We start from the raw sequence: 24,721 nt of genomic DNA, 5'->3' as shown, positions 1-24,721 counted from the left end.
CAGCCTCTCTCAGCTCGAGTCGCGATGCACGACCCGCGCGCCCAGCACCTCGTGTGTCTCGGGCGCCGCGCCCGGTTCCCGCACCGCGCGGTCGACCAGCTCGGCGAGGTCGCGTCCGGACGGCAGCTCGATGTGGACGGTGCTCAGGCGGGGCCGCAGCAGCCGGCCGAGCATCAGGTCGTCGGCGCCGATGACGGCCGTGTCGTCCGGGATGCCGATGCCCTCGTCCTGCAGGGCGCGCATCAGCAGCATCGCGTACTCGTCGTTGTACGCGAACACCGCGTCGAGGTCGAGGGAGCGCCAGCGGGCCGCGAGACGGGCGGCGGCCTCCTCCTCGTAGGCGAGTGGCAGCTCGGTCATCGACGCGTCCGTGCCGTGCAGGGCGCGGCGTACGCCCTCGAGGCGGGGATTGGAGAAGATCTCCAATCCCGCTTCCTCGGGCACCACGACACCGATGCGGCGGCGGCCGCGGGCCGCGAGGTGGGTACCCGCGCAGTGGCCGACCCGTTCGTGGTCCATGAGCAGCGCGTGCGCGCCCTCCACGCGCTCGGGGCCCAGTGTGACGACGGCCCGGGCACCGGAGCGCTTGAGGACGGCCACGCCCTGCGGGCCGAGCCCGCTGCCGGGCACCAGGACGGCGACCGGGCGCAGCTCCGCCCAGACGCGGGCCGCCTCGTCGCCGTGCAGGCCGACGCTGCCGTACTGCACGACGGTGTAGTCGAGGCGGCTGAGGGCCCACTGGAGCTCGTTGAAGAACTGGCTGTAGAGGGGGCCCACGGGCACCGGCGGCGCCGGCATCAGGACCATGCGGCTGTGCCCGGCGCGCAGACTGCGGGCGGCGGCGTGCGGGACGTACCCGAGCTCCTTGGCGGCCTCGTGGACGCGGCGGCGGGTGGGTTCGCTGATCCGGACGGCACTGGTGTTGTTCAGGACGTACGAGACGGTCGCACGCGAGACGCCCGCGAGGCGCGCCACATCGGCACTCGTCGGCACGGGTCGTTGTGCGGGCGACGGCGGGACGGACTGCTTCGGTATCTGCACCATGACGTAGCGCATCCTTGCAGAAGCACGGCGCGCCGCTTTGTGCCGGGGGACCTTCGGGGCCCGGAACGGCGGAACTCCCGCTTCCGCAAAGGAACTTCCGCTTCCCGTACCGGATGGCCCGTCCGGAGGTTACCGTTCGGTAGACGACGTGCTTCGGAGGTGTCCGGATGGCTCCCGACCGTGCCGCAGGTCTGGCCGAGTGTGCGCGCGCCCTCGCCGACGGTGAGGTGACCGCGCGCGAGGTGGTCGAGCGGGCGCTGGCCCGGATCGAGGCGACCCAGCCCACCCTGAACGCCTTCCGGCTGGTGCGCGCCGAGGCGGCGCTCGCCGAGGCCGACGCCGCGGACAAGGAGCTGGCGGCGGGGGTGCGGCGGCCGCTGCTCGGGGTGCCGGTGGCGGTCAAGGACGACATGGATGTGGCTGGCGAGCCGACCGCGTTCGGCTGCCGGGGCGACTTCCCGCCCCAGGCCGAGGACGGAGAGGCCGTACGCCGACTGAGGGCTGCCGGAGCCGTCGTCATCGGCAAGACCAACACCTGCGAGCTCGGCCAGTGGCCCTTCACCGAGGGCCCCGCCTTCGGTGCCACTCGCAATCCCTGGCACCACGCCCACACCCCGGGCGGCTCGTCCGGGGGCTCCGCGGCGGCGGTCGCGGCGGGTCTGGTCCCGGCGGCGCTGGGCTCGGACGGCGCGGGCTCGGTGCGCATTCCGGCCTCCTGGACGCACCTGATCGGGATCAAGCCCCAGCGCGGCCGGATCTCGACCTGGCCCCGCCCGGAGTCGTTCCAGGGCATCACGGTCAACGGAACGCTCGCCCGCACGGTCGCCGACGCGGCCCTGCTGCTGGACGCGGCGAGCGGCAACCACGACGGCGATCTGCACCGCCCGGCCGCGCTGCGCGTGTCCGACGCGGTGGGCCGCGACCCGGGCCGGCTGCGGATCGCGCTGTCGCTGAAACCGCCGTTCACCGCGCTGCCCGCCCGGCTCGACCCCGCCGTAAAGGCGAAGGTCGTCGCGCTCGCGGAGCGGCTCGCTGCGCTCGGGCACGAGGTGGAGGAGGCGGAGCCGCGGTACGGGCAGATCGGGCTCACCTTCATCCCACGCGCGACCGTCGGCCTCGCCGAGCGGGTGCGCGATGTGCCGTTCCCGCATCTCCTCGACCGGCGCACCCGTGACGCCGCCCGCCTCGGCCGGCTGCTCGGCGGCGCTCCCCTGCGGGCGGCCCGCAGGGCGGAGGCCACGCTGCACCGCCGGATCGGCGCGCTCTTCGACACGTACGACGTGCTGCTGGCGCCGACGACCGCCGCTCCCCCGCCGCGGATCGGCTCGATGGTGAACCTCGGCGGCCTCGGCACCGACCGGGCCATGATCGCCGCGTGCCCGTACGCCTGGCCGTGGAACATCCTTGGCTGGCCCGGCGTGAACGTCCCCGCGGGTTTCGTGGGCGACGGGCTGCCTGTCGGCGCCCAGTTGCTCGGGCCGGCGAACAGCGAGCCGCTTCTGGTGTCGCTGGCCGCCCAGTTGGAGGCGGACCGGCGCTGGCACGAAGAATGGCCGCCGCACGAGGCTCCCGCGGACTCTCCTGCGGTGTAGGCGAGTTCCGGCGCCACGACCGCGTGAGTCCAGCACGCATCCTCAGTAGCGGACGGCACTCTGCAGCAGCGGTGGATACACGGTGGACGCTTCACCGTCGACGGTGGTCCCCGCGAACTGCAGCATCGCCCGCAGCGCACCATGCATCGGTGCCGGGTAGCTCAGGGTCGGGGCCGAGACCTCGTCGAGCGTGTGCAGGTGCTCGGGGGTGAGCGTCACCTCCAGGCCGGCGATGTTGTCGGCCAGATGGTCCACGCGACGGGCGCCGATGATGGGCACTACGGTGCCCTCGCGGGCGCGCAGCCAGGCCAGCGACACCGCCGCGGAGGTGGTGCCGAGCTCGTCGGCGATGGCGGCGACGGTGTCGATGACCGTGAACTCGTCCTCGCTGGGGCCGCCGACGAAGGCCGTGCGGGCGGAGTCGGTGACCTGGGTGTCGCGCCGGTACTTGCCGGACAGGAAGCCGTTCTTCAGCGGGCTCCAGGGAACCAGCGCCATGCCCTGATCGAGCGCGAGCGGCGCGAGTTCGCCCTCGACCGTGCGCGCCAGCAGCGAGTACTCGACCTGCAGCGCGATCAGCGGGGTCCATCCCTTCAGCAGCGCGGTGGTCTGGGCCTGGGCGGTGACCCAGCCCGGCGTGTTGGAGAACCCGATGTAGCGGATCTTTCCGGCCCGGACCAGGTCGTCGAGGGTGCGCAGCGTCTCCTCGATCGGAGTGCGCCGGTCCCAGTTGTGCAGCCAGTACAGGTCCAGGTAGTCGGTACGCAGGCGGCGCAGGGTCTCGTCGAGCTGGGCGATGATCGACGAGCGGCCCGCACCGCCGCCGTTGGGGTCACCGGGGTAGAGGTTGCCGAAGAACTTCGACGCCAGCACCACGTGATCGCGCCGGCCGGGACGGGCGGCGAACCAGTCGCCGAGGATCTTCTCCGAGTGACCGTTGGTGTAGAAGTTCGCGGTGTCGACGCCGAGGTCCAGGTAGGTCGCGAGGATCTTCTCCGACTCCTCGACGCTGCATCCGGCGCCGCCGGGATCCTCGCCGAAGGTCATCGCGCCGAGCGCGAACGGGCTGACCCGCAGTGCCTCGTGGTGACCGCCGACCTGCCCGTCACCGGTCATTTCCTCGACGCCACCCCACAAGCCCCGTCGCTGGCCCTGGGGTTGGTGCTGCGCCCCGCCGCCATCGCCCCGCTGCTGCTGGAGGCCCCGGCCGGACAGCGGTCGCGCGGCACGGCCGCCCCGCCCGCGATCGCGACGGGCGAGGCCGGCCCCGAGCTGCTCGACGCGCTGGCCCGCATGCTCCGACTGCTCGACCACCCCGCGGACGCACACGTGCTCGCCCCGCTGATCGAGCGGGAGATCCTCTGGCGGCTGCTCACCGGCCCGCACGGCGGCATGATCCGCCAGATCGGCCTGGCCGACAGCGGCCTCTCCCACGTCAGCCGGGCTATCCGGTGGATTCGCGGCAACTACGCCGAACCGATGCGCATCGAGGACCTCGCGCGGCTGGCGGGGATGAGCCCGTCCGCGTTCCACCGGCACTTCCGCGCCGTCACGACCATGAGCCCCTTGCAGTTCCAAAAACGCATCCGCCTGCAGGAAGCCCGCTCATTGTTGGTCGCCCGCCCGGACGATGTCGCCGGCGTCGGACATCTCGTCGGCTACGACAGCCCCTCCCAATTCAGCCGCGAGTACCGCCGCCTGTTCGGCGCCCCACCCGGCCACGACGCCGCGCGGCTGCGCGCGGACAGCCACCCGCACGACATCCGGCACCTGCCCTGAGGACCGGCGTCGACCGTCGACGAGTGCTGATGCACCGTCATTCCCGAGGCGGGCACAGACTCACTCCGTTGCCGGTCGTTAGTCTGTGACCATGGACGATGTGTCGATGGTCGGGTTGATGGGGCGCGTGACCGGTACGGTCGGACCCGGGCTCGTCGGCGAGGTGATCGTCCGGGTGCGCGGCGGCGCCGAGCACTTCCTCGCGTATCCCGCGTCCGCGAAGGAGCGCATCGAGCGGGGCACGGTGGTGATGGTGGTGGAGTATCTGCCGCCTCGGACCGTCTACGTGTCGGCGGCGTACGACAGTTGACAGCCCGGCTGTGCACGGTCCGGCCGGCGTAGGACAGTTGACGGCTCGTCTGTGCACGGTCCGGCGGGCGTACGACAGTTGACAGCTCGTCTGTGCGGGTCCCGCCCCAGGTGAGAGCCGTCCGCGTCAAGATTGCAACAAGGATCCGTCAGCGTCTGGATCCCGGCCTTGCACAGGAGCACACTCCCGTTCGTTCGGTGCCGATAGGGCACCATGCAAAGGGGGCGTATGCCGATGGTTGTCGGCGTCGTGGCGGGGGCGGTTGTCCTCGCACTGATCTTCATCGTTGTGGTCTTCAAGCTCATGTGGCGCGTCGCGGAGCCCAACGAAGCACTGATCATCTCCGGTTCGAAGCATCGGACCGAAGGCCTTGAAGAAGGCATGGGATTCCGCATCGTGACGGGGCGCGGCACGCTGGTGCTGCCGGGCGTGCAGGCGGTGCGCAAGATCTCGCTCGACCTCAACGAGACCGAGCTGCACGTGGACTGCGTGACGCACCAGGGCATCCCGCTCAAGGTGCGGGGCGTGGTCATCTTCAAGGTGGGCGACGACTTCGTGTCGATCGCCAACGCGGGCCGCCGCTTCCTCGACCAGCAGAAGCTGATGGCGGAGCGGGTGCACAACGTGTTCGCCGGTCATCTGCGGTCCATCGTCGGCGGGTTGACCGTCGAGGACATGATCCGCGACCGCGAGAAGCTGACCGGCCAGACCCGGGCCGCCTGCGGTACGGAGATGGAGAAGCTGGGTCTGATCGTCGACTCACTGCAGATCCACGAGATCGAGGACCCGACCGGGTACATCAAGAACCTCGCGATGCCGCACGCCGCCGCCGTCCAGCGGGACGCGCGGATCGCGCAGGCGGAGGCGAATCGTCTCGCCACCGAGGCCGAGCAGCAGGCCGCGGCCCGGATGTCGGAAGCCACCCGGGACAGCGAGATCCTGCAGGCCGGCTACCAGGCCGAGCGCGACAAGGCGGCCGCCAAGGCCCAGCAGGCCGGACCGCTCGCCTTCGCGGCCGCCCAGCAGGACGTCGTCGTACAGGAGACACGCGTCGCCGAACTCGAGGCGCACCGCCGCGAGCAGCAGCTCCAGGCGGACGTCCGCAAGCCGGCGGACGCCAAGGCGTACGAGATCCGCGCGCGGGCCGAGGCCGAGCGTGACGCGCGCATTTCGGCCGCGCAGGCCAAGGCGAAGGAGACCGAGCTGGCGGCCGCGGCCGAGGCGACCCGGGTCAAGACGGCCGCCAACGCGGACGCCGAGGCGACCAAGGCCCGGGGCGCGGCCGCCGCGTCGGCGACCCGCGCCACCGGTGAGGCCGAGGCCGCCGCCGCTCAGGCCAAGGGTCTGGCGACGGCCGAGGCGACCCGTGCGCAGGGTCTGGCGGAGGCCGAGGCCATCAAGGCGCGGGCCGCCGCCCTCGCCGAGAACCAGGAGGCCGTCGTCGCCCAGCAACTCGCCGAGAACTGGCCGGAGATCGTCCAGGCGGGCGCGAGCGCGTTCGGCAACGTCGAGCACATGGTGCTGCTCAACGGCGCCGACGGCATGTCGGACATGTTCGCCAAGGCGCTCACCATGGGCGGCACGGGCCTGGGCCTGGCACGCCAGTTGCTCGCGTCGATGAACCAGAACGGGACGGCGGGCAACGGCACGGCGCCCGGGCTCAACGGGTTCGTACCGCCGCGCACCGAGAAGGTACCGGTGGAGAAGGACGAGGGGTGAATAGCTGAGGCGTGAGGCTTCGGGCGTACGGGAGTTGATCTCCGTACGCCCGAAGTCACGTGTGTACGGCCCTGCTCGGCGACCCGCGGGGCACAGGCTCTAACGTGGCCCCCGTGACTGCCTTTACCGACGAAGATGTTCCCGGCCGCTACGGGCCCACCGCGACCACCGAGGCCGAGCCCCGCGAGGTGGGGCGAGTGCGGACCGAGTACTCCCCCGCGCATGACGGCGACCCCGATCCCGGTGAGATCGTCTGGACGTGGGTGCCCTTCGAGGAGAACGACGGGCGGGGCAAGGACCGTCCGGTGCTCGTCGTCGCACGCGAGGCCGCCGGCACCTTCCTCGCCGTGCAGCTCTCCAGCAAGCGGCACGACGGCGACCGGGAGTGGGTGCCGATCGGCTCCGGTCCATGGGACCGGTCCGGGCGCGACTCGTGGGTGGACGTGGATCGCGTGCTGCGGCTGCATGAGGAGGGGATGCGGCGGGAGGCGTGTGCGCTGGATCGGATGCGGTTCAATTCGGTGGTGCATCGGTTGCGGGAGCGGTACGGGTGGCGTTGAGCGCCGCGTTTCCAGGGCCGTGAAGGCGCTTCCAGGGCAGTGAAGACACCGCGTGTCGGTTGTGGCTGGTCGCGCCCGCGCGGCTGAGCCGCGTATGTCACAGCCCTGCGCCCCTGTGACCGAGCGGCTCAGTTGGTTGTGGTCGTGCTTGCGTGATGACTTGGTTCATGACGGCCGCCCGCCGAACTGCCAGTCGTGGACTTCGATGTGGGCATGCCGGTCCGGGGTCAGGACGGCGCGTGCCGTGTCCGGGTCCGGGGCCCGGAGCAGCACCGCCGTACCCAGCCAGGTGGCGCCGTCGTCGGACAGCAGCGGCCCGTACGCGATCAGCTCGTCACGGTCGGGCGGCACGATGAGGTCGGCGGCCTGCCCCGCGCCGAGGCCGAGCACCAGATACCGGCTGCCACCGGTCCGGCCACCAGGGAAATCCCACATGGTGCGTCCCAGCATGTTGCGCCATCTGCGCAGCAGCACGTCCCGGTACGCGCCGGCCTGATAGTTGGGCTCGTTGAAGGCGAACGCGCGGGCGGCGGCGGAATCTGGCAGGTCGACGATGTGCACACTGCCGGTGGGCGTGTCTCCGTCGCTGGAGAGGGTCGGGCCGCGGGCGATCATCTCCCTCTCGTACCGGTCCATGTAGGACCAGTGCTCTTCCAGCAGCTCGTTGCGCAGCGTGACGGAGCCGGGCCGGTCGCGGTGGTAACAGAAGAACTCCATGCCCACAGACTCTCCCCACGTACGGCGGCATCTCAACGGGATTTGGCAACGACGACCGCACGCTCCAAGCGCGGCGGCGTTCCGTCAGACCGCGTAGCCATCACGGAAGCGCGGTGACAACCGCTCAGTCGGCCGCGCCAAGCGTCGAAGTCGGCCGAGGCGAGTGCGCCCCGGGAACTGACAACCGCGGTCACGTACGGCAGGTCTTGCGCGCGCCGAAGGTCCTGTTGAGCCAGACGATCACCCTCGGACCGATCAGCCGAGGACGAGCGGGAGTTTCGCGGCCAGCTCACCCAGTTCGGCCTTCTCCGCTTCGGCCGGGGCACGCCGTCCGGTGCCGATCAGCAGCGCGTCCTTGTCGGAGAACGACGGGGGAAACGCCGCACCGGCGATCTTCTCCAGCAGCTCGCGCGACCGGGCGAGCCCCTCGGCGGGTGGCTCCGCCGCGTCCGCGAGGTGTGCGATCAGGTCGAGGTGGTGCAGCGTCCATTCCAGGACGTACGCGCAGAGGTAGTCGCCCGCGGTGAGCACCTCGTCGCGGGTGCCGACCCGGAGCGCGGGATCCGCGAGTCCGGCGGCGCGACCGGCGGCCGAACCGATGTCGTCGAGATGGAACTTGAGCAGCCACGGCTCTTCGTACGCGGCGGCCAGACGGACAGTCAGCGCGTCGAGCGGGTCGTCGCCGGTCGGCGGCGTCTCGGCGACATCCCAGTAGGTCACCGCGTCCCGGGTCGGTTCCGTTTCGGCGGGGGTGACGAGGGTGATCAGGACGTCCTGAGCGTCGATGATCAGGTGGCACACCAAGTCCCGTACGAGCCAGCCGGCGCAGCCGGACGGCCGCGCGAAGTCCTCGTCCGGGAGTTCGGCGACCGCTGTGCGCAACGCTGTCCACGAGCGGGAGAAGAGATCCACGGCCGCAAGCTAGCAGCGCCCGGCCCTCGCTGCGACCGAGACCGCAGGCTCTTGCCGATCTCCGGGCAGAGACGGACGCTCCGAACCGTGAACCTCGTGACCCAGGTCTTCGCCCTCATCGCGGCGCTCACCCACATCGTCGCCGGAGCGCTGGAGCGGTTCTTCTACGAGCGCCCCATCGTGGCGCGGCGCCCTGGGCCAGGGACCTCCGCCCGCGATCGCTCTGCCGGCTACGGCTCTGCTCTGATCCAAAACCGGCATATGAATCTGCGGGGCGGAACCTAATCCTTGCGGCCTGTCGCGGCGACGGTGACACCGAGACCGATCATCGTGAGCCCACCAACCCCGCCGACCATCGCGAGCCGCTGCGGTGAACGGGCAAACCAGCTCCGCGCGGTGGCCGCGACCAATCCCCACACGCTGTCAGAAGCCACCGCGATGACGTTGAAGACCAGACCGAGCAACAGCATTTGAACCGTGACGTGCCCCTGGCCACGGTCGACGAACTGAGGCAGCACGGCGGCGAAGAACACGATGGTCTTGGGATTGGCCACGCCGACCGCGAAGCCCTCCCACAATGTGCGCAGGCTGCCACGCGTGGGAACGTCACCGGTGAACGCGGCATGCAACGACCCGCGCTGCCGCACCGCTTTGACACCGAGATACACCAGATACGCGGCGCCCACGAGCTTCAGGGCTGTGAAGACGAGGACCGAACGCTCCACAACGGCCCCCACCCCGAGCGCCACGGCCACGACGAGTACGTAGGCTCCCAGCGTGTTCCCCGCGACCGTGGTCAGCGCGGCACGCCGCCCCTGCGCCAACGCCCGCCCGATCACGAACAGCACGCTGGGACCGGGTATCACGATCAGCAAGAACGACATGGCCGTGAAGGCCAGCAGTCGGTCGGTAGACACCATGAAACCCATGTAACACGCAGGCCCTGCATGCCTGCAGCCCCTTTTCCACGCGCGGACCCCATGCCCCGTGGGCTGTCGGCCACTGCGGTGGCCGATGAGTAATGCCGCCATGCCAGGTCTGCAGCACATTGAAACCAGCCTGGTTCGAGACCGCAGGAGGTCGAAATGTCCGCATCAGTGCTCGACATGTCGATGTCGCTCGACGGGTACATCGCCGAACCGACGATTTCCTCGGCGGCGACGATGGCGAGCGACTGCACAAGTGGGCCGACGCCGACGGCGAGTCCGGCCGGTCGTCCGGGCCGGCCGCGCAATTCCAGGACGAGTGGAACGCGGCCGGTGCGGTGCTCGTGGGACGGCGGACTGCCGAGCTCATGGACCACTGGGGCGGTGATCACGGCGGTCTCCCGATCTTCGTGCCCAGTCACCGCCCGCCCGGCCCGGCCGCCCGTTGGGGCTATCCGTTGGTGACGTACGTGAACGACGGGATCGAAAGCGCGATGGCACAGGCCAAGGCCGCCGCCGGGGACAAGAACGTGCAGGTGCGGGGTGCGTACACGGCGCAACGGGCGCTCGAGGCCGGAGTGCTGGATGAGGTGCAGATCCATCAGATCCCGGTGCTGCTCGGTCGTGGCCGTCGGCTGTTCGACGTCTTGCCGTCGGAGATCGAGTTGGAGATCATCCGGGTGATCGACACGCCGGTGGCCACCCACATCCGCTACCGCGTCCGTCGCTGAGTAGAAGCACGTAACTTGGTCGCTCAGTCACAGCCCCTAAAGGGGCACTTCAGCGGGCCCCCGCCGCAGATGCGAACGCTTGGTCGAACGCCCTGCGCGTCGCCCCACCCGACGTGCGGTCCAGAATCCCGAACACCACGTGCTCGAAGTGCCCCTCGAAGCGGCCCTTGACCAGCAGGTCCTTGAACGCCTCGGCCACCTGCGCCGGGTCGTTCCGGAACACCCCACAACCCCACGCACCGAGCACCAGCCGTCGGTAGCCCTGCGCCGCGGCGGTCTCCAGGACGCGCTCGCCGCGTACGGCGAGGGCGTGCGGCAGCTCGGCCGCGCGCTCCGGAGCGGTGCGCAGGACGACGCCCGCGTTGGGTGCCGCGGCGGTCAGGAATCCGGTCGTGTACGGCTCGTCGAGGAGTCGGCCGCGGTCGTCGCGGAAGACGGGCACGGCGGGTGAGTGGATGACACGGTCCGTGTAGAACGGGTCGCGGTGGGCGCGGTGGTGGTCGTAGAACTCCCGGACCCGCAGGAGGCACGTGTACAGCGCGGAGGCCCGGCACAGGGCCTCTTCCTGGGCCTGCGCGCCGTTCAGGTAGCCGCCGCCAGGATTGCGGGCGGAGGCGAAGTTCAGGACGGCGACGGGTTCACTCTCCCGGGCGAGCCTTCGAGCGGCCTCCAGGCTGCTCTCGCCCGTCACCTCGAACACGGTGTCGACGGGAGTGACCGGCGGTGTCTCCACCGGCTCCGGCCCGTACATCCGCGTCCCGGCCCGGGCGGCCTCGACCGGCGCGGCGATCGGAACCTCGCGCCCGTCGGACGCGCGGTACGCCCCCGCCGCGACGATTTCCTCCGTCTGCTGCGCGATCGCGCGCAGGCGCGTGCTCATGGCGCGACCCCCGTACACGCCATGAGCGCGCCCCGTGCGATGTCCCCCGTGGTGCCCATGAACGCATCGTGAGCGATGCTGGTCATGCGGCGCAACAGAGTTTCGCGGCCCTGCAAACAGTGTTTCCCGGTCCTGAAAGCGACGATCTGCACCCTTGTGCGAACCGCCGCGAGGGTCTTGGGTGGGACGAACGATTGCCGGTTCGGCCCACAAGACGCCGGGCCGGCGACATGGTGGAATCTCAGGAGGATCCCGACATGTCCGATTCGGTGAGTGACTGTACGGAGCGCCGCTCCGCAGTCACCGAGGCCGAGGTGGAGGCGCTGGTCCGTGGCATCTGCTTCAAGACCGGTCCGCCCCGCTACCTCGGTGTCGAAGTGGAATGGCTCGTCCACGAGCTGCGGCTGCCGCAGCTCCCGGTACCACCCGCACGACTCGAAGCGGCATATGCCGCACTACGGGCCCTGCCTCTGCGTTCGGCGCTCACCGTCGAACCCGGCGGCCAGCTGGAGCTCAGTTCGGCTCCCGCCGCCTCCCTGATGGAGTGCATCCGGTCCGTCTCGGCCGACCTCGACGCCGTACGCGCGACGCTGCGTGAGTCGGGCCTCGGCCTCAGTGGTTACGGCCACGATCCCTGGAACCCCCCGAGCCGATTCCTCCATGAGCCGCGCTACGACGCCATGGAGCGGTATCTCGACCGCGCGGGACCGGAGGGCCGCGCCATGATGTGCAGCTCGGCCTCCGTCCAGGTGTGCCTGGACGCCGGGTACGAGGAGCCGGGCCCGCTCGGGCACGGGCGGCGCTGGTGGCTGGCGCACCAGCTGGGCGCGGTCCTGGTGGCCGCGTTCGCCCACTCCCCCCTTGCCCAGGGACGGCACACCGGCTGGCGCTCCACGCGGCAGTCGCTGTGGGCGGCGATGGACCCAGGGCGGTCCAGCGCGCCCCCCTTGGGCGCCGAGCCGCGCGCCGCCTGGGCCCGGCGTGTGCTGGACGCGCCGGTGATGTGCGTACGGGCGCCGGACGGCAGCCCCTGGGGCGTACCGGAGGGTATGACGTTCCGGGAGTGGACCCGGTCCGGCACGCCACCGGACCGGGCGGATCTCGACTATCACCTGACGACCCTGTTCCCGCCGGTGCGTCCGCGCGGCCATCTGGAACTCCGCATGATCGACGCGCAGCCGGGCGACGACGGGTGGATCGTGCCGCTCGCCGTCACCGCGGCTCTCTTCGACGACGCGGAGGCCGCCGAGATCGCCTACCGGACCGTCAAGCCCCTCGCCGAGCGGGCGGACTCGCTGCCGGCCCCGTGCAATCCGCTGTGGCAGGAGGCAGCGCGGAACGGCCTGGCCGATCCGGAGCTGCGCGAGGCCGCCGTCACCTGTTTCGCGGCGGCGGCCGAGGCCCTGCCCCGGCTGGGGGCCACCACCGCAGTCCTGGACGCCGTGGCGGAGTTCACCGACCGCTACGTGGCCCGGGGCCGTTGCCCGGCCGATGATCTGCTCAGTCAACTGCACCGTCAATCCCCCGGCCAATCCCACGGTCAATCTCACGGCCGGTCGCACGGTCAGTTCCACGGGAAGGACATCCGCACATGACCGCCCCCGAAACCCTCCCCGCATCACTCACGGACCCGGAGTCACTCAGGGAACGCGCGCTGGCCGCGCTCACCACGGCCCGCGACCGCACCGCGCTCCTCACGTCCTGTGTGGAGGAGCCCGAACTGACCGCACAGCACTCGCCGTTGATGTCCCCGCTGGTCTGGGACCTCGCGCACATCGGCAACCAGGAGGAGCTGTGGCTGCTGCGCGCGGTCGCGGGGCGTGAGGCGATGCGTCCCGAGATCGACGGGCTGTACGACGCGTTCGAGCATCCGCGCGCCGAACGGCCCTCGCTGCCGCTGCTGCCACCCGCCGAGGCCCGCCAGTACGCGGCCGAGGTGCGCGGCCGGGCGCTGGACGTCCTGGAGAGCACCGCGTTCCAGGGCACGCGGCTGACCGAGGCGGGCTTCGCCTTCGGGATGATCGCGCAGCACGAGCAGCAGCACGACGAGACCATGCTGATCACTCACCAACTCCGCAAGGGACCGGCCGCCCTGACGGCACCGGACCCCGCGCCCGCTCTGTTCACCGGACCCGCCGAAGTGCTGGTGCCCGGCGGCCCGTTCGTGATGGGCACGTCCACCGAGCCGTGGGCGCTGGACAACGAACGGCCCGCGCACCGGCGTACGGTCCCGTCCTTCTTCATCGATACCACGCCGGTCACGAACGCCGCGTACCAGGCCTTCATCGAGGACGGTGGCTACGGCGACCGGCGCTGGTGGACTCCGGAAGGCTGGGACCACATCCGCGCCCACGACATCGAGGCACCGCTGTTCTGGCGCCGCGACGGCGGACAGTGGCTGCGGCGCCGCTTCGGTGCGACCGAGGTCGTACCGCCCGACGAGCCGGTGCTGCACGTGTGCTGGTACGAGGCGGACGCGTACGCGCGCTGGGCGGGGCGGCGGCTGCCCACCGAGGCCGAGTGGGAGAAGGCGGCCCGCCACGACCCGGCAACCGACCGTTCCACGCGCTATCCGTGGGGCGACGCCGACCCCACCCCCGAGCACGCCAACCTCGGCCAGCGCCATCTGCGCCCGGCCCCGGCCGGCAGCTATCCGGCGGGCGCATCGCCGCTGGGCGTACGGCAGTTGATCGGCGACGTGTGGGAGTGGACGTCGAGCGATCTGGCGCCCTACCCGGGCTTCGTGGCCTTCCCCTATCGGGAGTACTCGGAGGTGTTCTTCGGGCCGGAGTACAAGGTGCTGCGCGGTGGCTCGTTCGCGGTGGACCCGGTGGCCTGCCGGGGCACGTTCCGCAACTGGGACTATCCGATCAGGCGGCAGATCTTCTCCGGCTTCCGGACGGCCCGGGACGCCGGGCCCGGGAGCGCCTGATGTGCCGTCATCTTGCGTTCCTGGGACCAGAGGAACCGCTCGGAGCCGTCCTTTTGGAACCGCCGCACAGCCTGTACCGGCAGTCGTGGGCACCCCGGCGGCAGCGCTACGGGACGGTCAACGCCGATGGTTTCGGGGTGGGCTGGTACGCCGAGGGGGACCCCGTGCCCGCCCGGTACCGACGCACCGGGCCCATCTGGGGCGACCAGTCCTTCGCCGACCTGGCGCGTGCCGTCAAGGCCTCCGCTCTGCTCGCGGCGGTGCGGGACGCGACCGTGGCGGGCGCGGACGGGGAGGCCGCGGCGGCGCCGTTCACCGCGGGCCCCTGGCTGTTCAGCCACAACGGCGCCGTGCTCGGGTGGCCCGGCTCCCTCGCCCCGCTCGCCGCGACCCTGCCCGCGGTGGAGCTGCTGTCGCTGGAGGCCCGCTGCGACTCGGCGCTCGTGTGGGCGCTGGTCCTGCACCGGCTGCGCGCCGGCGACGACGAGAGCCAGGCGCTGGCCGACACGGTCCTGGAGGTCGCCGAGGCGGCCCCCGGGTCCCGGCTCAACCTGCTGCTCACCAACGGCGACACGATCACCGCGACCGCCTGGGGCGACACCCTCTGGTATCTCACCGAACCCGGCCGCCGCACCGTCGTGGCCTCCGAGCCCTACGACGACGATCCGCACTGGCAGGAGGTCCCCGACCGCACACTCCTCACGGCGAGCCGCACCGAGGTGCTGCTCACCCCGCTCAAGGACATGACCGACGACATGGCATCCGCACCACCGAAGGAGCCCCGTACGTGAGTCCGTTCCTTCTCACCCGCACCCTGCCCGAGGACGCCACGGACGCCGCGCTGCGCGCCGACGTCCTGCATGGCCTCACCCGCACACCGAAGACGCTGCCGCCGAAGTGGTTCTACGACGCGTACGGCAGCGAGCTCTTCGAGAAGATCACCGAACTGCCCGAGTACTACCCGACGCGCGCCGAGCGGGAGATCCTGATCGCCCGGGCCGACGAGATCGCCCGGGCGACCGGCGCGCGCACCCTCGTCGAGCTGGGTTCCGGCTCGTCGGAGAAGACGCGGTATCTGCTCAAAGCACTGCCCGAGCTGCACACGTACGTCCCCGTCGACGTCAGCGAGAGCGCCCTCACCCAGGCCGGGCAGGCGCTGATCGCCGAGCACCCGGACCTCAACGTGCACGCGCTGATCGCCGACTTCACCGGCGGTCTCTCGCTTCCCGGCACGCCCGGGCCGCGGCTCGTGGCGTTCCTCGGCGGCACGATCGGCAATCTGCTGCCCGCCGAACGCGCCACGTTCCTGGCGTCCGTACGGGCCCTGCTGTCGCCCGGCGACACGCTGCTGCTGGGCACGGACCTGGTCAAGGACGAGTCGGTCCTGGTCGCCGCGTATGACGACGCGGCCGGGGTGACGGCCGCGTTCAACAAGAACGTACTGACCGTCGTCAACCGCGAGCTCGGCGCCGACTTCGACCCGGACGGGTTCGACCATGTCGCCCTCTGGGACGCCGAGCGGGAGTGGATCGAGATGCGGCTGCGGTCGCGTACGGCGCAGACCGTGAAGATCCCCGCCCTCGACCTCGCCGTCGACTTCGCGGACGGCGAGGAACTGCGCACCGAGATCTCGGCGAAGTTCCGCAAGGAGGGCGTGCGCGGCGAACTGGCCGCGGCGGGCTTCGAGTTGAGCCATTGGTGGACGGACGAGGAGGGCCGCTTCGCGCTGTCGCTGAGCACGGCCGGGTAGTCCCGGTGGACCACAGACCGCCCGAGTGGTGAACCTGGTCGGCATCGGGGGCCGACGCGCGGATACCGCCGGCACCCGATGCCGGCGACCAGCGTCGGCCCCCAACAGCGCAACGCGTCTCCTGGGCGGACGTACCGCCGTACGCGGCGCGCTGGACGGGGAGTACGGGGTGATCGACTACCGCGTCTCGGGTGGATGACGACCGAACCGGGGTTGCGCGCCGGGAGCGCATCTGTCGCGACGTGGCCGGGTGTCTCGTACCACCCACCCGTACCGGACCAACTCTGCGCCAGGGGCGTCGAGGCCGGCGCATGACTCCTGATCTGTCTGCGTCAGCGAGGGATGCCGGCCTCGACAGCCACTGAGCTGCCACTCAAAGGCCGAGGATGACGACGGCCCGCGGTGGGCTCCCGTTCAACGGGGGAGCCCGCCGCGGGCCGCGTCCGGGGCCGTCAGGGCGTCAGAGTTGTCCGTCGATCTCACACGCCCGGCACGGCGGCCGACCGCAGGTGCACTGCATGATCGCTTCGAGGACGTCGCGGTCGTGGTACAGGCATTCGTCCTTGCAGGTGTGGCGTGGAATGAATCCCGCCGGGATCTCGCCGGGCCAGGGCTCGTGACCGTCCCGGCAGCGGACGAACCGCTCGGGGTCGCTGGAGTGCAGTTCGTGCATGCTGGAGCGCGCCTCGTCCTCCAGCTCCCGCACCCGCTGCACCAGGGCCTTGAGCTCGGCGGCGAGTCCGACGTACCGGTCGGCACCGGTCCGCACATGCGCGGCCCGCAGTGCCATCGCTGCGTTGCCGAGAAATCTGCCGGCATCCTGAAGGTCGGTCACGTGATGCATCTGAATGCCGTTCACGCCCCGTACCCACACGGCGTCCATGCTGCTCACTGATCCACCTTCCCGGCGTGCATTCGCCTTGTTTCCCGCGAAACAGTATGCGCGGCGCCGGTGCCTTCGCATAATGGAAAATCAAACTATTTAAGGACGCTAAAGCTCTCGCTCGCGCCCGTCCAGCGAAATTTGGCGTGAGTCGGCTCACAGCAGGCATGGGTTCGCGGAAGGCAAGAGTAGATCTTCCGCGGAATCCGCTGCTGATTTATTGTCCGCGGCTGTATTCGTTATCCGGCGACCGTGTAGGAACGCGCTCCCGTCCCGGCGAGACCGCCGCCGTCGACGATCAGGTACTCCGGGCGGATGGGACGCCCGTCGAGCCAGCTCTCCAGGATCTCCCGGGTGCCGGCGGCATAGCGCGCCTGCGCCGCGAGGGTCGAACCGGACACGTGCGGTGTCATCGCCTCGTACGGCATCGTGCGCCAGGGGTGGTCGGGCGGTGGCGGCTGCGGATACCAGACGTCACCGGCGTACCCGGCCAGCCGGCCGCTGTTCAGGCCCCGCACCACGGCGTCGCGGTTGACGATCAGCGCACGTGCCGTGTTGACGATGTACGAACCGCGCTTCATTGCCCCGATCAGTTCGTCGTCGAAGAGGTTCTGCGTCTGCGGATGCAGGGGGGTGTGGATCGACAGCACGTCGACCGCGGGGGCCAGCGACCGGACGTCGGGATGCCACGTCAGCCCCAGCTCCTCCTCGACCTCCTGGGGCAGCCGGTGCACATCGCAGTAGTGCAGCCTGACGTCGAACGGCTTGAGGCGGCGCAGCACCGCCTGGCCGATACGGCCGGAGCCGAGCACGCCGACGTCCATCCCTTCGAGGTCGTAGGCGCGCGAGACGCTGTCGGCGATGTTCCAGCCCTTCTTGGTACTCACCCACTCGTGGGCGGGCAGGTAGTTGTGCACCAGGGTGAGGATCTGCATGACGGCGTGCTCGGACACGCTGATGCTGTTGCTGTAGGTCACCTCCGCCACGGTCATGCCGTGGTCGATCGCGCTCGGCAGGTCGACGTGGTCCGACCCGATCCCCGCGGTGATCGCCAGCTTGAGCCGGGGAGCGGCGGTGATCCGCTCGGGGGTCAGATAGGCGGGCCAGAAGGGCTGCGAGATCACCACGTCGGCGTCGGGCAGCTCGCGGTCCAGCGTGGAGTCCGCGCCTTCCTTGTCGGACGTGACGACGAACGTGTGGCCCCGCTCCTCCAGGAAGCGGCGCAGTCCCAGTTCTCCCGAGACGCAGCCGAGGAGCTGTCCCGGGGTGAAATCGATGGCTTGCGGGGTCGGCGCGGTCTGACCGCCCGGGTAGCCGGTGATGGTGGGAATCTCGTCGCGGGCGTACTCGGGTGGATAACCGCCCACGGGATCCGGATAGAGCACCGCAAGGATCTTTGCCATGGCCGTCCTCCATCGGTGGGGCCACTGCTCCGGAAAACCGGTCGGGCACCTGAACCGATCGGCACCGATGATCTTGAATTTTAGTCGAGTGGGAGTAGGTGCTGCAATCCCCGTCGACAGCGGAGCTCTCACGTGGATACCCGCCGCGGACAATGGGGCAGGTGCACCAGTGGGTGCAGTACCGAAAGCCCGGCTCGTTCCCTCGTGGCACATGGCTGATCAACATCACCGGCTCGTACGTCCTGGAGCTTCTCGTGAGCCTCGGCGCACGGCACGGGCTGCCGGAGCAGATCGATCCGATCGCCGGCGTCGGTTTCTGCGGCTCCTGCACGACGTTCTCCACATTCAGTTACGAGTTGGTCCGCCTGTGCGAGCAAAGGCAGGTCGGGACATCGCTGTTGTACGGAGGGTCGAGCCTCGCGACAGGTTCGCCGTCGGCTGCGGCCGGGCTTGCCATCGGGACGTTCTGAGCCCCGCTGTCGGATCGCCAGGAAAACGTCGTCCGGGGAACACGGCGGCCCGGCCGTCCGGGACTTGACACCCGCATTGGCGAGTCGTCTCCTTGAAAGTGAGTAACAAGAATCGTGGCGTGCGCCTATGAGAGTTCCGCGCCGCCTCATTCCCGGGTTGGCCAGCGTCCACCGGCACCCGGAGGGGTGATGGCAACCTATGAATACCGATGCAGCCGGTGTGGTCCTTTCGACGTCAAGTTGGCGATCGGGACTGCGCCCGCCACCCATGGCTGCCCTGTTTGCGCAGGGGCTGCAAAACGTGTGTACTCCTCGCCCGGCCTCACGCTGACCTCGCGCACGGTCGCCGCCCTCCATGAGCGGGAGGAGCGGTCCCGTGATGCCCCGGCAGTCGTTTCCGAAGTGCCGCCAGGCAGAAGGGTGCCACGGCGCCCGCACCCCGCGCTCTCGCGGTTGCCGCAACCCTGAGGGCGGTGGTCGACAAGGCAGAACGTCTCAGGCGGGTTTCGCCAATTCCGTCCCCCACGCGGACCGAGGAGGTGCGTCCCCGTGGGCAATGTGGGACTGCTTTTTGTCGGTGCGGTGCTCTTCATGAACGGCTTGCTGCTTCTCGGCAAGGTCGACGCCAAGGCTGGAGCAGTGTTCAACCTTTTCATCGGCGCACTGCAGGTGCTGACGCCGACTTACCTCATCTTCACCGCCGACAATGACCCCTTGAAGATTCTGGCAGCGTCCGGGATCTATCTGTTCGGCTTCACCTACCTCTACGTAGGTATCGGCCTGCTCGCCGGTCTCGACAGCACCGGCGTCGGCTATTACTCGCTGTTCGTGGCAATCGCGGCCCTGGGATACGCGTTCGTCAACTTCCGGCTCCTCAAGGACCAACCCTTCGGGGTCATCTGGCTCTACTGGGCATTCCTGTGGTTCCTGTTCTTCCTGCTGCTCGGTCTCAAGATGAACGGCCACCTCAGGGCCTATACGGGCTGGGTAACGGCGGTCCAGGGCTGGGTCACGGGAGTGATTCCCGCTGGGCTGCTGCTCTCCGGCTACTGGAAACACCCCACCGAGATCGCCATCGCCCTGGCGGCGTTCGGCGTCCTGGCGTTCGCGGGGCTGTGGCCGCTCACCAGGTCTCGGCAGCCGACCCCGGCGGCCCGGGCGGCCGGAAGCGTGAGCGCACCAACGTGACCTGGATTGGAAACGAGGAGCTGTCATGCCCGAAGTAATCTTCCATGTTGACCAGAGCAAGTCGATGCGTGACCAGGATGTCCCCGGACACAACAGGTGGCACCCGGACGTCCCCACAGTGACCACGGTCAAGCCTGGCGCCGAGTTCCGTTTGGAGTGTCGTGACTGGACCGACTGCCAGGTCGGCAACAACGACTCCGCCAACGACGTACGCGACATCGACCTGACCATCCCCCACATGCTGAGCGGCCCGATAGGCATAGAGGGCGCCGAACCGGGCGACCTACTCGTCGTCGACATCCTCGACCTCGGCCCCGTTCCCCAGCAGACCGGGGACGCGGCGGGCCAAGGCTGGGGGTACACCGGCATCTTCGCCAAGGCCAACGGCGGCGGCTTCCTGACCGACTACTTCCCCGACGCCTACAAGGCGATATGGGACCTGCACGGACAGCAGGCCGTATCCCGTCACCTTCCGGGGATCCGCTACACCGGGATCACCCACCCCGGGCTGTTCGGAACGGCCCCCTCCGCCGAGATGCTCGCCCGCTGGAACGCCCGCGAGACGGCGCTGATCGAGACCGATCCGAACCGGGTCCCGCCGCTCGCCGTCCCCCCGGACACCAGCAACGCACTCGCCGGCACAGCCACCGGCGACCTCGCGACGCGCATCGCCGCCGAAGGCGCGCGCACGGTCCCGGCTCGTGAGAACGGAGGCAACCAGGACATCAAGAACCTCACCCGTGGCTCGCGGGCCTTCTTCCCCGTGTATGTGAAGGACGCCAAGCTCTCCGCCGGCGATCTGCACTTCAGCCAGGGCGACGGAGAGATCAGCTTCTGCGGTGCCATCGAGATGGGCGGCTTCATCGACTTCCACGTCGACCTGATCAAGGGCGGCATGGAGAAGTACGGCGTCTCCACCAACCCGATCTTCATGCCGGGCAATGTGGAGCCGAGGTACACGGAGTTCATCTCCTTCATCGGAGTCTCCGTAGACCACGACACGGACACCAACTTCTACATGGACGCGACGCTGGCCTACCGCCGGGCCTGCCTCAACGCCGTCGAGTACCTCAAGAAGTTCGGTTACAGCGGAGAGCAGGCCTACCTGCTCATCGGCTCCGCACCCATCGAGGGACGCATCAGCGGCATCGTCGACATCCCCAACGCCTGCTGCTCGCTGTACGTACCCAGCGCCATATTCGACTTCGATGTCCGGCCCTCCGCCGACGGCCCGATGAAGGCCGACCGCGGCAAGTGCGCGGTGAGCACCGCCTGACCGGACCGGACGACCACAGCCCCGCAGCCGGAAGGACTGCGGGGCCGTACTGTGCGTGGGCTCGCATGTCACGAGTCCACGGCCCTGACCACCCTGACACGCTCGACGCTCGCCGCGATCTCGCCCAGGGGCGGAAAGAGCCTGGAGCCCCTGCAGCTCACGAAGACGACTGATGCCTGAAACGGATCAGAAGGGTGGTGTCAGTGGCCAGTAGAAAATTCCCCACAGGACCCTCACCGGAAGAATCACCCTGCCGTCCTTGTGCGCGCTGGCCGTCATCCTGGGCACCGCCAGCGCCGTGGACCAGCCCGTCCGCAATGCCTTCATCTCCGGACTCGTCGAACGGGACGGTGTCCCGGCCGCCGTCAGCCTGAACTGCCCCAGTCCAACGTCGCCCGCATCCTCGGCCGGCCCACCGGCGGACCGCAGGTAGGCGCGGATGCGGCGGGAGGAGCAGGCGCGGTCGGCAAGGACATGGTCGGGGGTGAATCTCAACAGGCGGAAACCCGGGGCGAGTCAGGAATGAAGCCGCAGCGGCTGCATGTTGACCACCGCTGACCAACTCTCCTACCCAGGGAAGAAGGCAGGCCCATGACGTCCTCGCCGACCACTATGCGCGCCGTCCGACTCTCCTCCCCCGGCCCCGTCGACAACCTGCGGCTGACCACGCTCCCTCTCCCGCCCGAGAGGGACGGCTGGGTGCGCATCCGCATCGAGGCGTTCGGCCTCAACCGCTCGGAGCTGAAGCTTCGGCTGGGTCTGAGCGTGGGCGTCAGCTTTCCCCGGGTACCGGGTATCGAGGCCGCCGGCACCGTCGACGCAGCCCCGCCCGAAAGCGGGCTGGCTCCTGGGCAGAAGGTTGTCGCCATGATGGGGGACATGGGGCGCACCTTCGACGGCGGCTATGCCGAATACACGTCGGTGCCGCTGTCCCAGGTCATCCCCGTCGACACCGACCTGCCCTGGGAGGTGCTGGGCGCCCTGCCGGAGATGGTGCAGACCGCCTACGGCTCGCTCACCATCGGCCTGGACCTGAAGCCCGGTCAGTCCCTGCTGATCCGCGGCGGCACCTCCTCGGTGGGCCTGGCCGCCGCCGCCCTGGCCACATGGCGCGGCGCCACTGTGCTGTCCACCACCCGGCGGGCCAGCCGCCTCGCTTCGCTGAAGGAGCACGGTGTCGACCACCCTCTGCTCGACACCGGCGAGGTCGCGCCCGCCGTGCGAGAGCTGTACCCGGACGGCGTCGACGCCGCCCTTGATCTCGTCGGCACGCCGACCCTGCCCGACACCTTGTGCGCGGTGCGCGTGCACGGCACGGCCTGCTTCGGCGGCAGCCTCTCCAACCAGTGGACGGTGCGGGACTTCTCTCCGAACGAGTACCTGCCGAAAGGTGTGCGCCTGGCGGGCTACTTCGGCGACGCCGCCGACCTGCCGCGGGAAGCCTTCCAGGAGATCCTCGACGCGATCGCAGCCGGCCGGCTGGCCTTCCCCGTGGACCGCGTCTACGACGGCCTGGAGCAGGTGCCGCAGGCCCACGACGACATGGAGCACGACCGCGCCACCGGCAAACTCGTCGTCCGCGTCCGGCATTAGGGCCTGTTTGAAGTGTTGATCAAGGTCGTGGAACGATCTCGGCGTGGCCCGTGGAGATCTGACAGACCAACAGCGGGAGCAGCTGAAGCCGCTATTGCCGTGAGACATCAATCCCGTTGTGCGAAGCGGCATTTCATGACCTGTTCCAGAGGCCGGTACGGTCCGACTCATGGACTGGAATTCTCAGACGGCCGAAAAACTCGCGGCTGCCTTGCGTGCCGGTGAAGTGACCTCGGCGGAACTGACCGACGAGGTGATCGCCCGTATCGAGCGGGACGACAAGGCGATCAACGCGATCTGTGTGCCGGACTTCGATCGTGCACGCGCCGCCGCGCGCGGTGCCGACCAGGCGCGCGCCCGCGGTGAGGACCGGCCGCTGCTCGGCATTCCGGTGACGGTCAAAGAGTCCTACAACATCGCCGGGCTGCCCACGACCTGGGGCATGCCGCTACACCGGAACTACATGCCGGCCGAGGACGCGGTGCAGGTGTCGCGGCTCAAGGCCGCAGGCGCGGTGGTGCTCGGTAAGACCAATGTGCCCTTGGGGCTGCAAGATGTGCAGAGCTTCAACGAGATCTACGGCACCACCAATAACCCGTGGGATCACGGTCGCACGCCGGGTGGATCCTCCGGTGGATCGGCGGCGGCCCTGGCGTCCGGGTTCGGCGCGCTGTCCATCGGCTCCGACATCGGCGGTTCGCTGCGCACCCCCGCGCATTTCTGCGGTGTCTACGCGCACAAGCCGACCCTCGGGCTGGCCGCGAACCGCGGTATGGTCCCGCCGTCCGAGCCGGCATTGCCGGTCGACCACGACCTCGCCGTCGTCGGTCCGATGGCGCGCGCCGCCCGCGACCTCACGCTCCTGCTCGACGTCATGGCCGGACCGGACCCACTGACGTTCGGCGTGGCGCACCACGTGACGCTGCCGCCCGCGCGCCACGAGCGGCTCCGCGACTTCCGGGTCTTGGTCCTCGACGAGCATCCGCTCATTCCGACCGGGTCCGCTGTGCGGGCGGGCGTGAACCGGGTGGCCGACGCGCTGGTCGACGGCGGCGCCCGCGTCGAACGGCACAGTCCGCTGCTACCCGATCTGACCGAAGCCGCGACGCTCTACACGCAGTTGCTGTTTTCGAGCTCCGTTGCGCGTTTTCCCGTCGAGGCGTACGAGCAGCTGCGGACCCGCGCCGCCGGACTGAGCGCACACGACCAGAGTCTCGACGCGGCGCGTCTGCGCGGCATGGTGTTCAGCCACCGCGACTGGATCGAGGCGAACAACCGTCGCGAGCTCCACCGCCACGGCTGGCGCCAGCTCTTCGCCGAGTTCGACGCCGTGGTGTGTCCGATCACGCCAACCCCCGCGTTCCCGCACGACCACAACCCCGATCTGTTGGAACGCCGGATCGACATCGACGCCGTCGAGTACCCGTACCTCGACCAACTTGTCTGGGCTGGTCTGGCCACCATGCCCGGCCTGCCCGCCACCGCCATACCAGCGGGCCGGTCCCCCGAGGGTCTGCCGGTGGGAGTGCAGCTCATCGGTCCGATGTACGAGGACCGCACCCCGCTGCGGCTGGCCGAACTGCTCGAGCAGAAGATCGGCGGCTTCCAGGCACCGAATTGGGCGGCATCGGCAACCGCATCCGCTCGATCATTGGGCATCCCCAGCCCCTGCACACCCCGAACGTGAAAGCCCCGGAGAGTCGGTACCGAAAGCTGGCCTTCTCCTCTGAGAGATAGATCATCCAAGGCCGGATCGTCTCACCGCCGTGCACGGGCCGGAGCTCAACACCGAGGTCACGGGCGACCGCGACTGCCCCGATCAGTTCCTCGGGGAAGTGCTGCCTCCTGGCGTCCTCCTGGGCGGCAAACAGTGGTGTCGAGGCGGGCGAGCAGGTTCGCGACCCTGCCCATGCAGCGCGGTTCGCCGGGGCCCGGGGCGGGTGCAGGGGCCGTCCGGCGGTGACCTCCTCGTAGCGGGCGGTGAGGCGTTCGAGGGCGCCCTGGGCCTGCCCGGTTCGCGGCGAGTTGTCTTGCTCACGCAGTGGGCCGTTGCTAA

23 protein-coding genes and 2 pseudogenes are annotated in these 24,721 nt (G+C 69.8%); 17 read left to right on the top strand and 8 right to left on the bottom strand.

Annotated elements, in window-relative coordinates; genetic code table 11:
- Positions 1 to 9: 9 nt before the first annotated feature.
- The gene (locus tag AB5J53_RS43080) at positions 10 to 1,044 is read right to left on the bottom strand and encodes a LacI family DNA-binding transcriptional regulator (RefSeq protein WP_369251017.1); all 1,035 of its coding nucleotides are present in this window, start codon (positions 1,042 to 1,044) and stop codon (positions 10 to 12) included.
- A gap of 167 nt (positions 1,045 to 1,211) precedes the next feature.
- On the opposite strand from AB5J53_RS43080, the gene AB5J53_RS43075 reads away from it, so the two are divergent.
- A complete protein-coding gene (locus AB5J53_RS43075; RefSeq protein ID WP_369251016.1) occupies positions 1,212 to 2,636 on the top strand; it encodes an amidase in 1,425 nt (474 codons plus the stop codon).
- Between the two features lie 42 nt (positions 2,637 to 2,678).
- On the opposite strand, the gene AB5J53_RS43070 is transcribed toward AB5J53_RS43075, so the two are convergent.
- The gene (locus tag AB5J53_RS43070; protein WP_369251015.1) at positions 2,679 to 3,752 is read right to left on the bottom strand and encodes an aldo/keto reductase; all 1,074 of its coding nucleotides are present in this window, start codon (positions 3,750 to 3,752) and stop codon (positions 2,679 to 2,681) included.
- Between AB5J53_RS43070 and AB5J53_RS43065 the strand changes: the two are divergent.
- The 4 genes and pseudogenes from AB5J53_RS43065 to AB5J53_RS43050 all read left to right on the top strand — a co-directional run.
- Positions 3,711 to 4,415: pseudogene (locus AB5J53_RS43065) on the top strand (AraC family transcriptional regulator N-terminal domain-containing protein); the annotation flags it as partial. The gene AB5J53_RS43070 and the pseudogene AB5J53_RS43065 overlap by 42 nt on opposite strands.
- 85 nt (positions 4,416 to 4,500) lie before the next feature.
- Positions 4,501 to 4,725, top strand: a complete 225-nt coding sequence (locus AB5J53_RS43060) for a hypothetical protein (protein WP_369251014.1) — start codon at positions 4,501 to 4,503, stop codon at positions 4,723 to 4,725.
- A 228-nt stretch (positions 4,726 to 4,953) separates the two neighbouring features.
- Positions 4,954 to 6,444: an SPFH domain-containing protein gene (locus AB5J53_RS43055; protein WP_369251013.1), complete on the top strand. Its 1,491-nt coding sequence runs from the start codon at positions 4,954 to 4,956 to the stop codon at positions 6,442 to 6,444.
- Positions 6,445 to 6,557: 113 nt separating this feature from the next.
- On the top strand, positions 6,558 to 7,004 hold the full coding sequence (locus AB5J53_RS43050; protein ID WP_189185576.1) for a type II toxin-antitoxin system PemK/MazF family toxin: 447 nt from the start codon (positions 6,558 to 6,560) through the stop codon (positions 7,002 to 7,004).
- 165 nt (positions 7,005 to 7,169) lie between these two features.
- Here AB5J53_RS43050 and AB5J53_RS43045 read toward each other — a convergent pair whose 3' ends face one another.
- Entirely contained in the window at positions 7,170 to 7,721 is a 552-nt protein-coding gene (locus AB5J53_RS43045) for a YciI family protein (RefSeq protein ID WP_369251012.1), read from the bottom strand.
- Positions 7,722 to 7,976: 255 nt separating this feature from the next.
- A complete protein-coding gene (locus AB5J53_RS43040) occupies positions 7,977 to 8,633 on the bottom strand; it encodes a maleylpyruvate isomerase N-terminal domain-containing protein (RefSeq protein ID WP_369251011.1) in 657 nt (218 codons plus the stop codon).
- 87 nt (positions 8,634 to 8,720) lie between these two features.
- On the opposite strand from AB5J53_RS43040, the gene AB5J53_RS43035 reads away from it, so the two are divergent.
- Complete coding sequence (locus AB5J53_RS43035) at positions 8,721 to 8,918, top strand: hypothetical protein (protein ID WP_369251010.1); 198 nt, start codon at positions 8,721 to 8,723, stop codon at positions 8,916 to 8,918.
- Here AB5J53_RS43035 and AB5J53_RS43030 read toward each other — a convergent pair.
- Positions 8,915 to 9,553 (bottom strand): LysE family translocator, encoded by a 639-nt coding sequence (locus tag AB5J53_RS43030; protein WP_369251009.1) that lies wholly within the window; start codon positions 9,551 to 9,553, stop codon positions 8,915 to 8,917. The two genes, AB5J53_RS43035 and AB5J53_RS43030, sit on opposite strands and share 4 nt — an antisense overlap.
- A gap of 165 nt (positions 9,554 to 9,718) precedes the next feature.
- Between AB5J53_RS43030 and AB5J53_RS43025 the strand changes: the two are divergent.
- Positions 9,719 to 10,290, top strand: a pseudogene (locus AB5J53_RS43025) (dihydrofolate reductase family protein).
- Between the two features lie 49 nt (positions 10,291 to 10,339).
- On the opposite strand, the gene AB5J53_RS43020 reads toward AB5J53_RS43025, so the two are convergent.
- On the bottom strand, positions 10,340 to 11,170 hold the full coding sequence (locus tag AB5J53_RS43020) for a TIGR02452 family protein (protein ID WP_369251008.1): 831 nt from the start codon (positions 11,168 to 11,170) through the stop codon (positions 10,340 to 10,342).
- A 257-nt stretch (positions 11,171 to 11,427) separates the two neighbouring features.
- Here AB5J53_RS43020 and egtA point away from each other — a divergent pair, with 257 nt between their 5' ends.
- Genes egtA through egtD form a run of 4 tightly spaced genes read left to right on the top strand, consistent with a single transcriptional unit; the run spans position 11,428 to position 15,852 of the window.
- Positions 11,428 to 12,765 (top strand): ergothioneine biosynthesis glutamate--cysteine ligase EgtA, encoded by a 1,338-nt coding sequence (gene egtA / locus AB5J53_RS43015; protein WP_369251007.1) that lies wholly within the window; start codon positions 11,428 to 11,430, stop codon positions 12,763 to 12,765.
- A complete protein-coding gene (gene egtB / locus AB5J53_RS43010) occupies positions 12,762 to 14,102 on the top strand; it encodes an ergothioneine biosynthesis protein EgtB (protein WP_369251006.1) in 1,341 nt (446 codons plus the stop codon). Before egtA ends, egtB begins: the two co-directional genes overlap by 4 nt.
- Positions 14,102 to 14,893, top strand: coding sequence for an ergothioneine biosynthesis protein EgtC (gene egtC / locus AB5J53_RS43005; RefSeq protein ID WP_369251005.1), 792 nt, complete (start codon positions 14,102 to 14,104; stop codon positions 14,891 to 14,893). Before egtB ends, egtC begins: the two co-directional genes overlap by 1 nt.
- Entirely contained in the window at positions 14,890 to 15,852 is a 963-nt protein-coding gene (egtD, locus tag AB5J53_RS43000; RefSeq protein WP_369251004.1) for an L-histidine N(alpha)-methyltransferase, read from the top strand. Before egtC ends, egtD begins: the two co-directional genes overlap by 4 nt.
- 460 nt (positions 15,853 to 16,312) lie before the next feature.
- Here the strand turns inward: egtD and AB5J53_RS42995 are convergent, their stop codons facing one another.
- Both AB5J53_RS42995 and AB5J53_RS42990 read right to left on the bottom strand, forming a co-directional pair.
- Positions 16,313 to 16,735 (bottom strand): hypothetical protein, encoded by a 423-nt coding sequence (locus AB5J53_RS42995; RefSeq protein WP_369252835.1) that lies wholly within the window; start codon positions 16,733 to 16,735, stop codon positions 16,313 to 16,315.
- Positions 16,736 to 16,974: 239 nt separating this feature from the next.
- Positions 16,975 to 18,138: an NAD-dependent formate dehydrogenase gene (locus tag AB5J53_RS42990; RefSeq protein WP_369251003.1), complete on the bottom strand. Its 1,164-nt coding sequence runs from the start codon at positions 18,136 to 18,138 to the stop codon at positions 16,975 to 16,977.
- Positions 18,139 to 18,299: 161 nt separating this feature from the next.
- Here AB5J53_RS42990 and AB5J53_RS42985 point away from each other — a divergent pair, with 161 nt between their 5' ends.
- The 6 genes from AB5J53_RS42985 to AB5J53_RS42960 all read left to right on the top strand — a co-directional run bounded on the left by AB5J53_RS42985 (position 18,300) and on the right by AB5J53_RS42960 (position 24,352).
- Positions 18,300 to 18,608, top strand: a complete 309-nt coding sequence (locus tag AB5J53_RS42985; RefSeq protein WP_369251002.1) for a CrcB family protein — start codon at positions 18,300 to 18,302, stop codon at positions 18,606 to 18,608.
- Positions 18,609 to 18,797: 189 nt separating this feature from the next.
- Positions 18,798 to 19,076 (top strand): FmdB family zinc ribbon protein, encoded by a 279-nt coding sequence (locus AB5J53_RS42980; protein WP_369251001.1) that lies wholly within the window; start codon positions 18,798 to 18,800, stop codon positions 19,074 to 19,076.
- Between the two features lie 81 nt (positions 19,077 to 19,157).
- A complete protein-coding gene (locus tag AB5J53_RS42975; protein WP_369251000.1) occupies positions 19,158 to 19,796 on the top strand; it encodes an AmiS/UreI family transporter in 639 nt (212 codons plus the stop codon).
- 25 nt (positions 19,797 to 19,821) lie between these two features.
- Complete coding sequence (gene fmdA, locus AB5J53_RS42970) at positions 19,822 to 21,072, top strand: formamidase (protein ID WP_369250999.1); 1,251 nt, start codon at positions 19,822 to 19,824, stop codon at positions 21,070 to 21,072.
- A 591-nt stretch (positions 21,073 to 21,663) separates the two neighbouring features.
- Positions 21,664 to 22,665: a zinc-binding dehydrogenase gene (locus AB5J53_RS42965; RefSeq protein ID WP_369250998.1), complete on the top strand. Its 1,002-nt coding sequence runs from the start codon at positions 21,664 to 21,666 to the stop codon at positions 22,663 to 22,665.
- A 169-nt stretch (positions 22,666 to 22,834) separates the two neighbouring features.
- Complete coding sequence (locus AB5J53_RS42960; protein WP_369250997.1) at positions 22,835 to 24,352, top strand: amidase; 1,518 nt, start codon at positions 22,835 to 22,837, stop codon at positions 24,350 to 24,352.
- Positions 24,353 to 24,721: the final 369 nt, after the last annotated feature.

Source organism: Streptomyces sp. R41, from assembly GCF_041053055.1.
GTDB lineage: Bacteria > Actinomycetota > Actinomycetes > Streptomycetales > Streptomycetaceae > Streptomyces.
This window is presented reverse-complemented; position numbering and strand designations above follow the sequence as displayed.

Excerpts from the sequence above, each read along its gene's own strand:
- AB5J53_RS43020 (WP_369251008.1), bottom strand. The coding sequence starts at position 11,170 with ATGAGCACGCGCCTGCGCGCGATCGCGCAGCAGACGGAGGAAATCGTC.
- fmdA (WP_369250999.1), top strand. The coding sequence starts at position 19,822 with ATGCCCGAAGTAATCTTCCATGTTGACCAGAGCAAGTCGATGCGTGAC.
- AB5J53_RS43055 (WP_369251013.1), top strand. The coding sequence starts at position 4,954 with ATGCCGATGGTTGTCGGCGTCGTGGCGGGGGCGGTTGTCCTCGCACTG.
- AB5J53_RS42995 (WP_369252835.1), bottom strand. The coding sequence starts at position 16,735 with ATGGACGCCGTGTGGGTACGGGGCGTGAACGGCATTCAGATGCATCAC.
- AB5J53_RS42990 (WP_369251003.1), bottom strand. The coding sequence starts at position 18,138 with ATGGCAAAGATCCTTGCGGTGCTCTATCCGGATCCCGTGGGCGGTTAT.
- AB5J53_RS43030 (WP_369251009.1), bottom strand. The coding sequence starts at position 9,553 with ATGGTGTCTACCGACCGACTGCTGGCCTTCACGGCCATGTCGTTCTTG.
- AB5J53_RS43070 (WP_369251015.1), bottom strand. The coding sequence starts at position 3,752 with ATGACCGGTGACGGGCAGGTCGGCGGTCACCACGAGGCACTGCGGGTC.
- egtA (WP_369251007.1), top strand. The coding sequence starts at position 11,428 with ATGTCCGATTCGGTGAGTGACTGTACGGAGCGCCGCTCCGCAGTCACC.
- AB5J53_RS43075 (WP_369251016.1), top strand. The coding sequence starts at position 1,212 with ATGGCTCCCGACCGTGCCGCAGGTCTGGCCGAGTGTGCGCGCGCCCTC.
- AB5J53_RS43045 (WP_369251012.1), bottom strand. The coding sequence starts at position 7,721 with ATGGAGTTCTTCTGTTACCACCGCGACCGGCCCGGCTCCGTCACGCTG.
- egtC (WP_369251005.1), top strand. The coding sequence starts at position 14,102 with ATGTGCCGTCATCTTGCGTTCCTGGGACCAGAGGAACCGCTCGGAGCC.
- AB5J53_RS43080 (WP_369251017.1), bottom strand. The coding sequence starts at position 1,044 with ATGGTGCAGATACCGAAGCAGTCCGTCCCGCCGTCGCCCGCACAACGA.
- AB5J53_RS42965 (WP_369250998.1), top strand. The coding sequence starts at position 21,664 with ATGACGTCCTCGCCGACCACTATGCGCGCCGTCCGACTCTCCTCCCCC.
- AB5J53_RS42980 (WP_369251001.1), top strand. The coding sequence starts at position 18,798 with ATGGCAACCTATGAATACCGATGCAGCCGGTGTGGTCCTTTCGACGTC.
- egtB (WP_369251006.1), top strand. The coding sequence starts at position 12,762 with ATGACCGCCCCCGAAACCCTCCCCGCATCACTCACGGACCCGGAGTCA.
- AB5J53_RS42960 (WP_369250997.1), top strand. The coding sequence starts at position 22,835 with ATGGACTGGAATTCTCAGACGGCCGAAAAACTCGCGGCTGCCTTGCGT.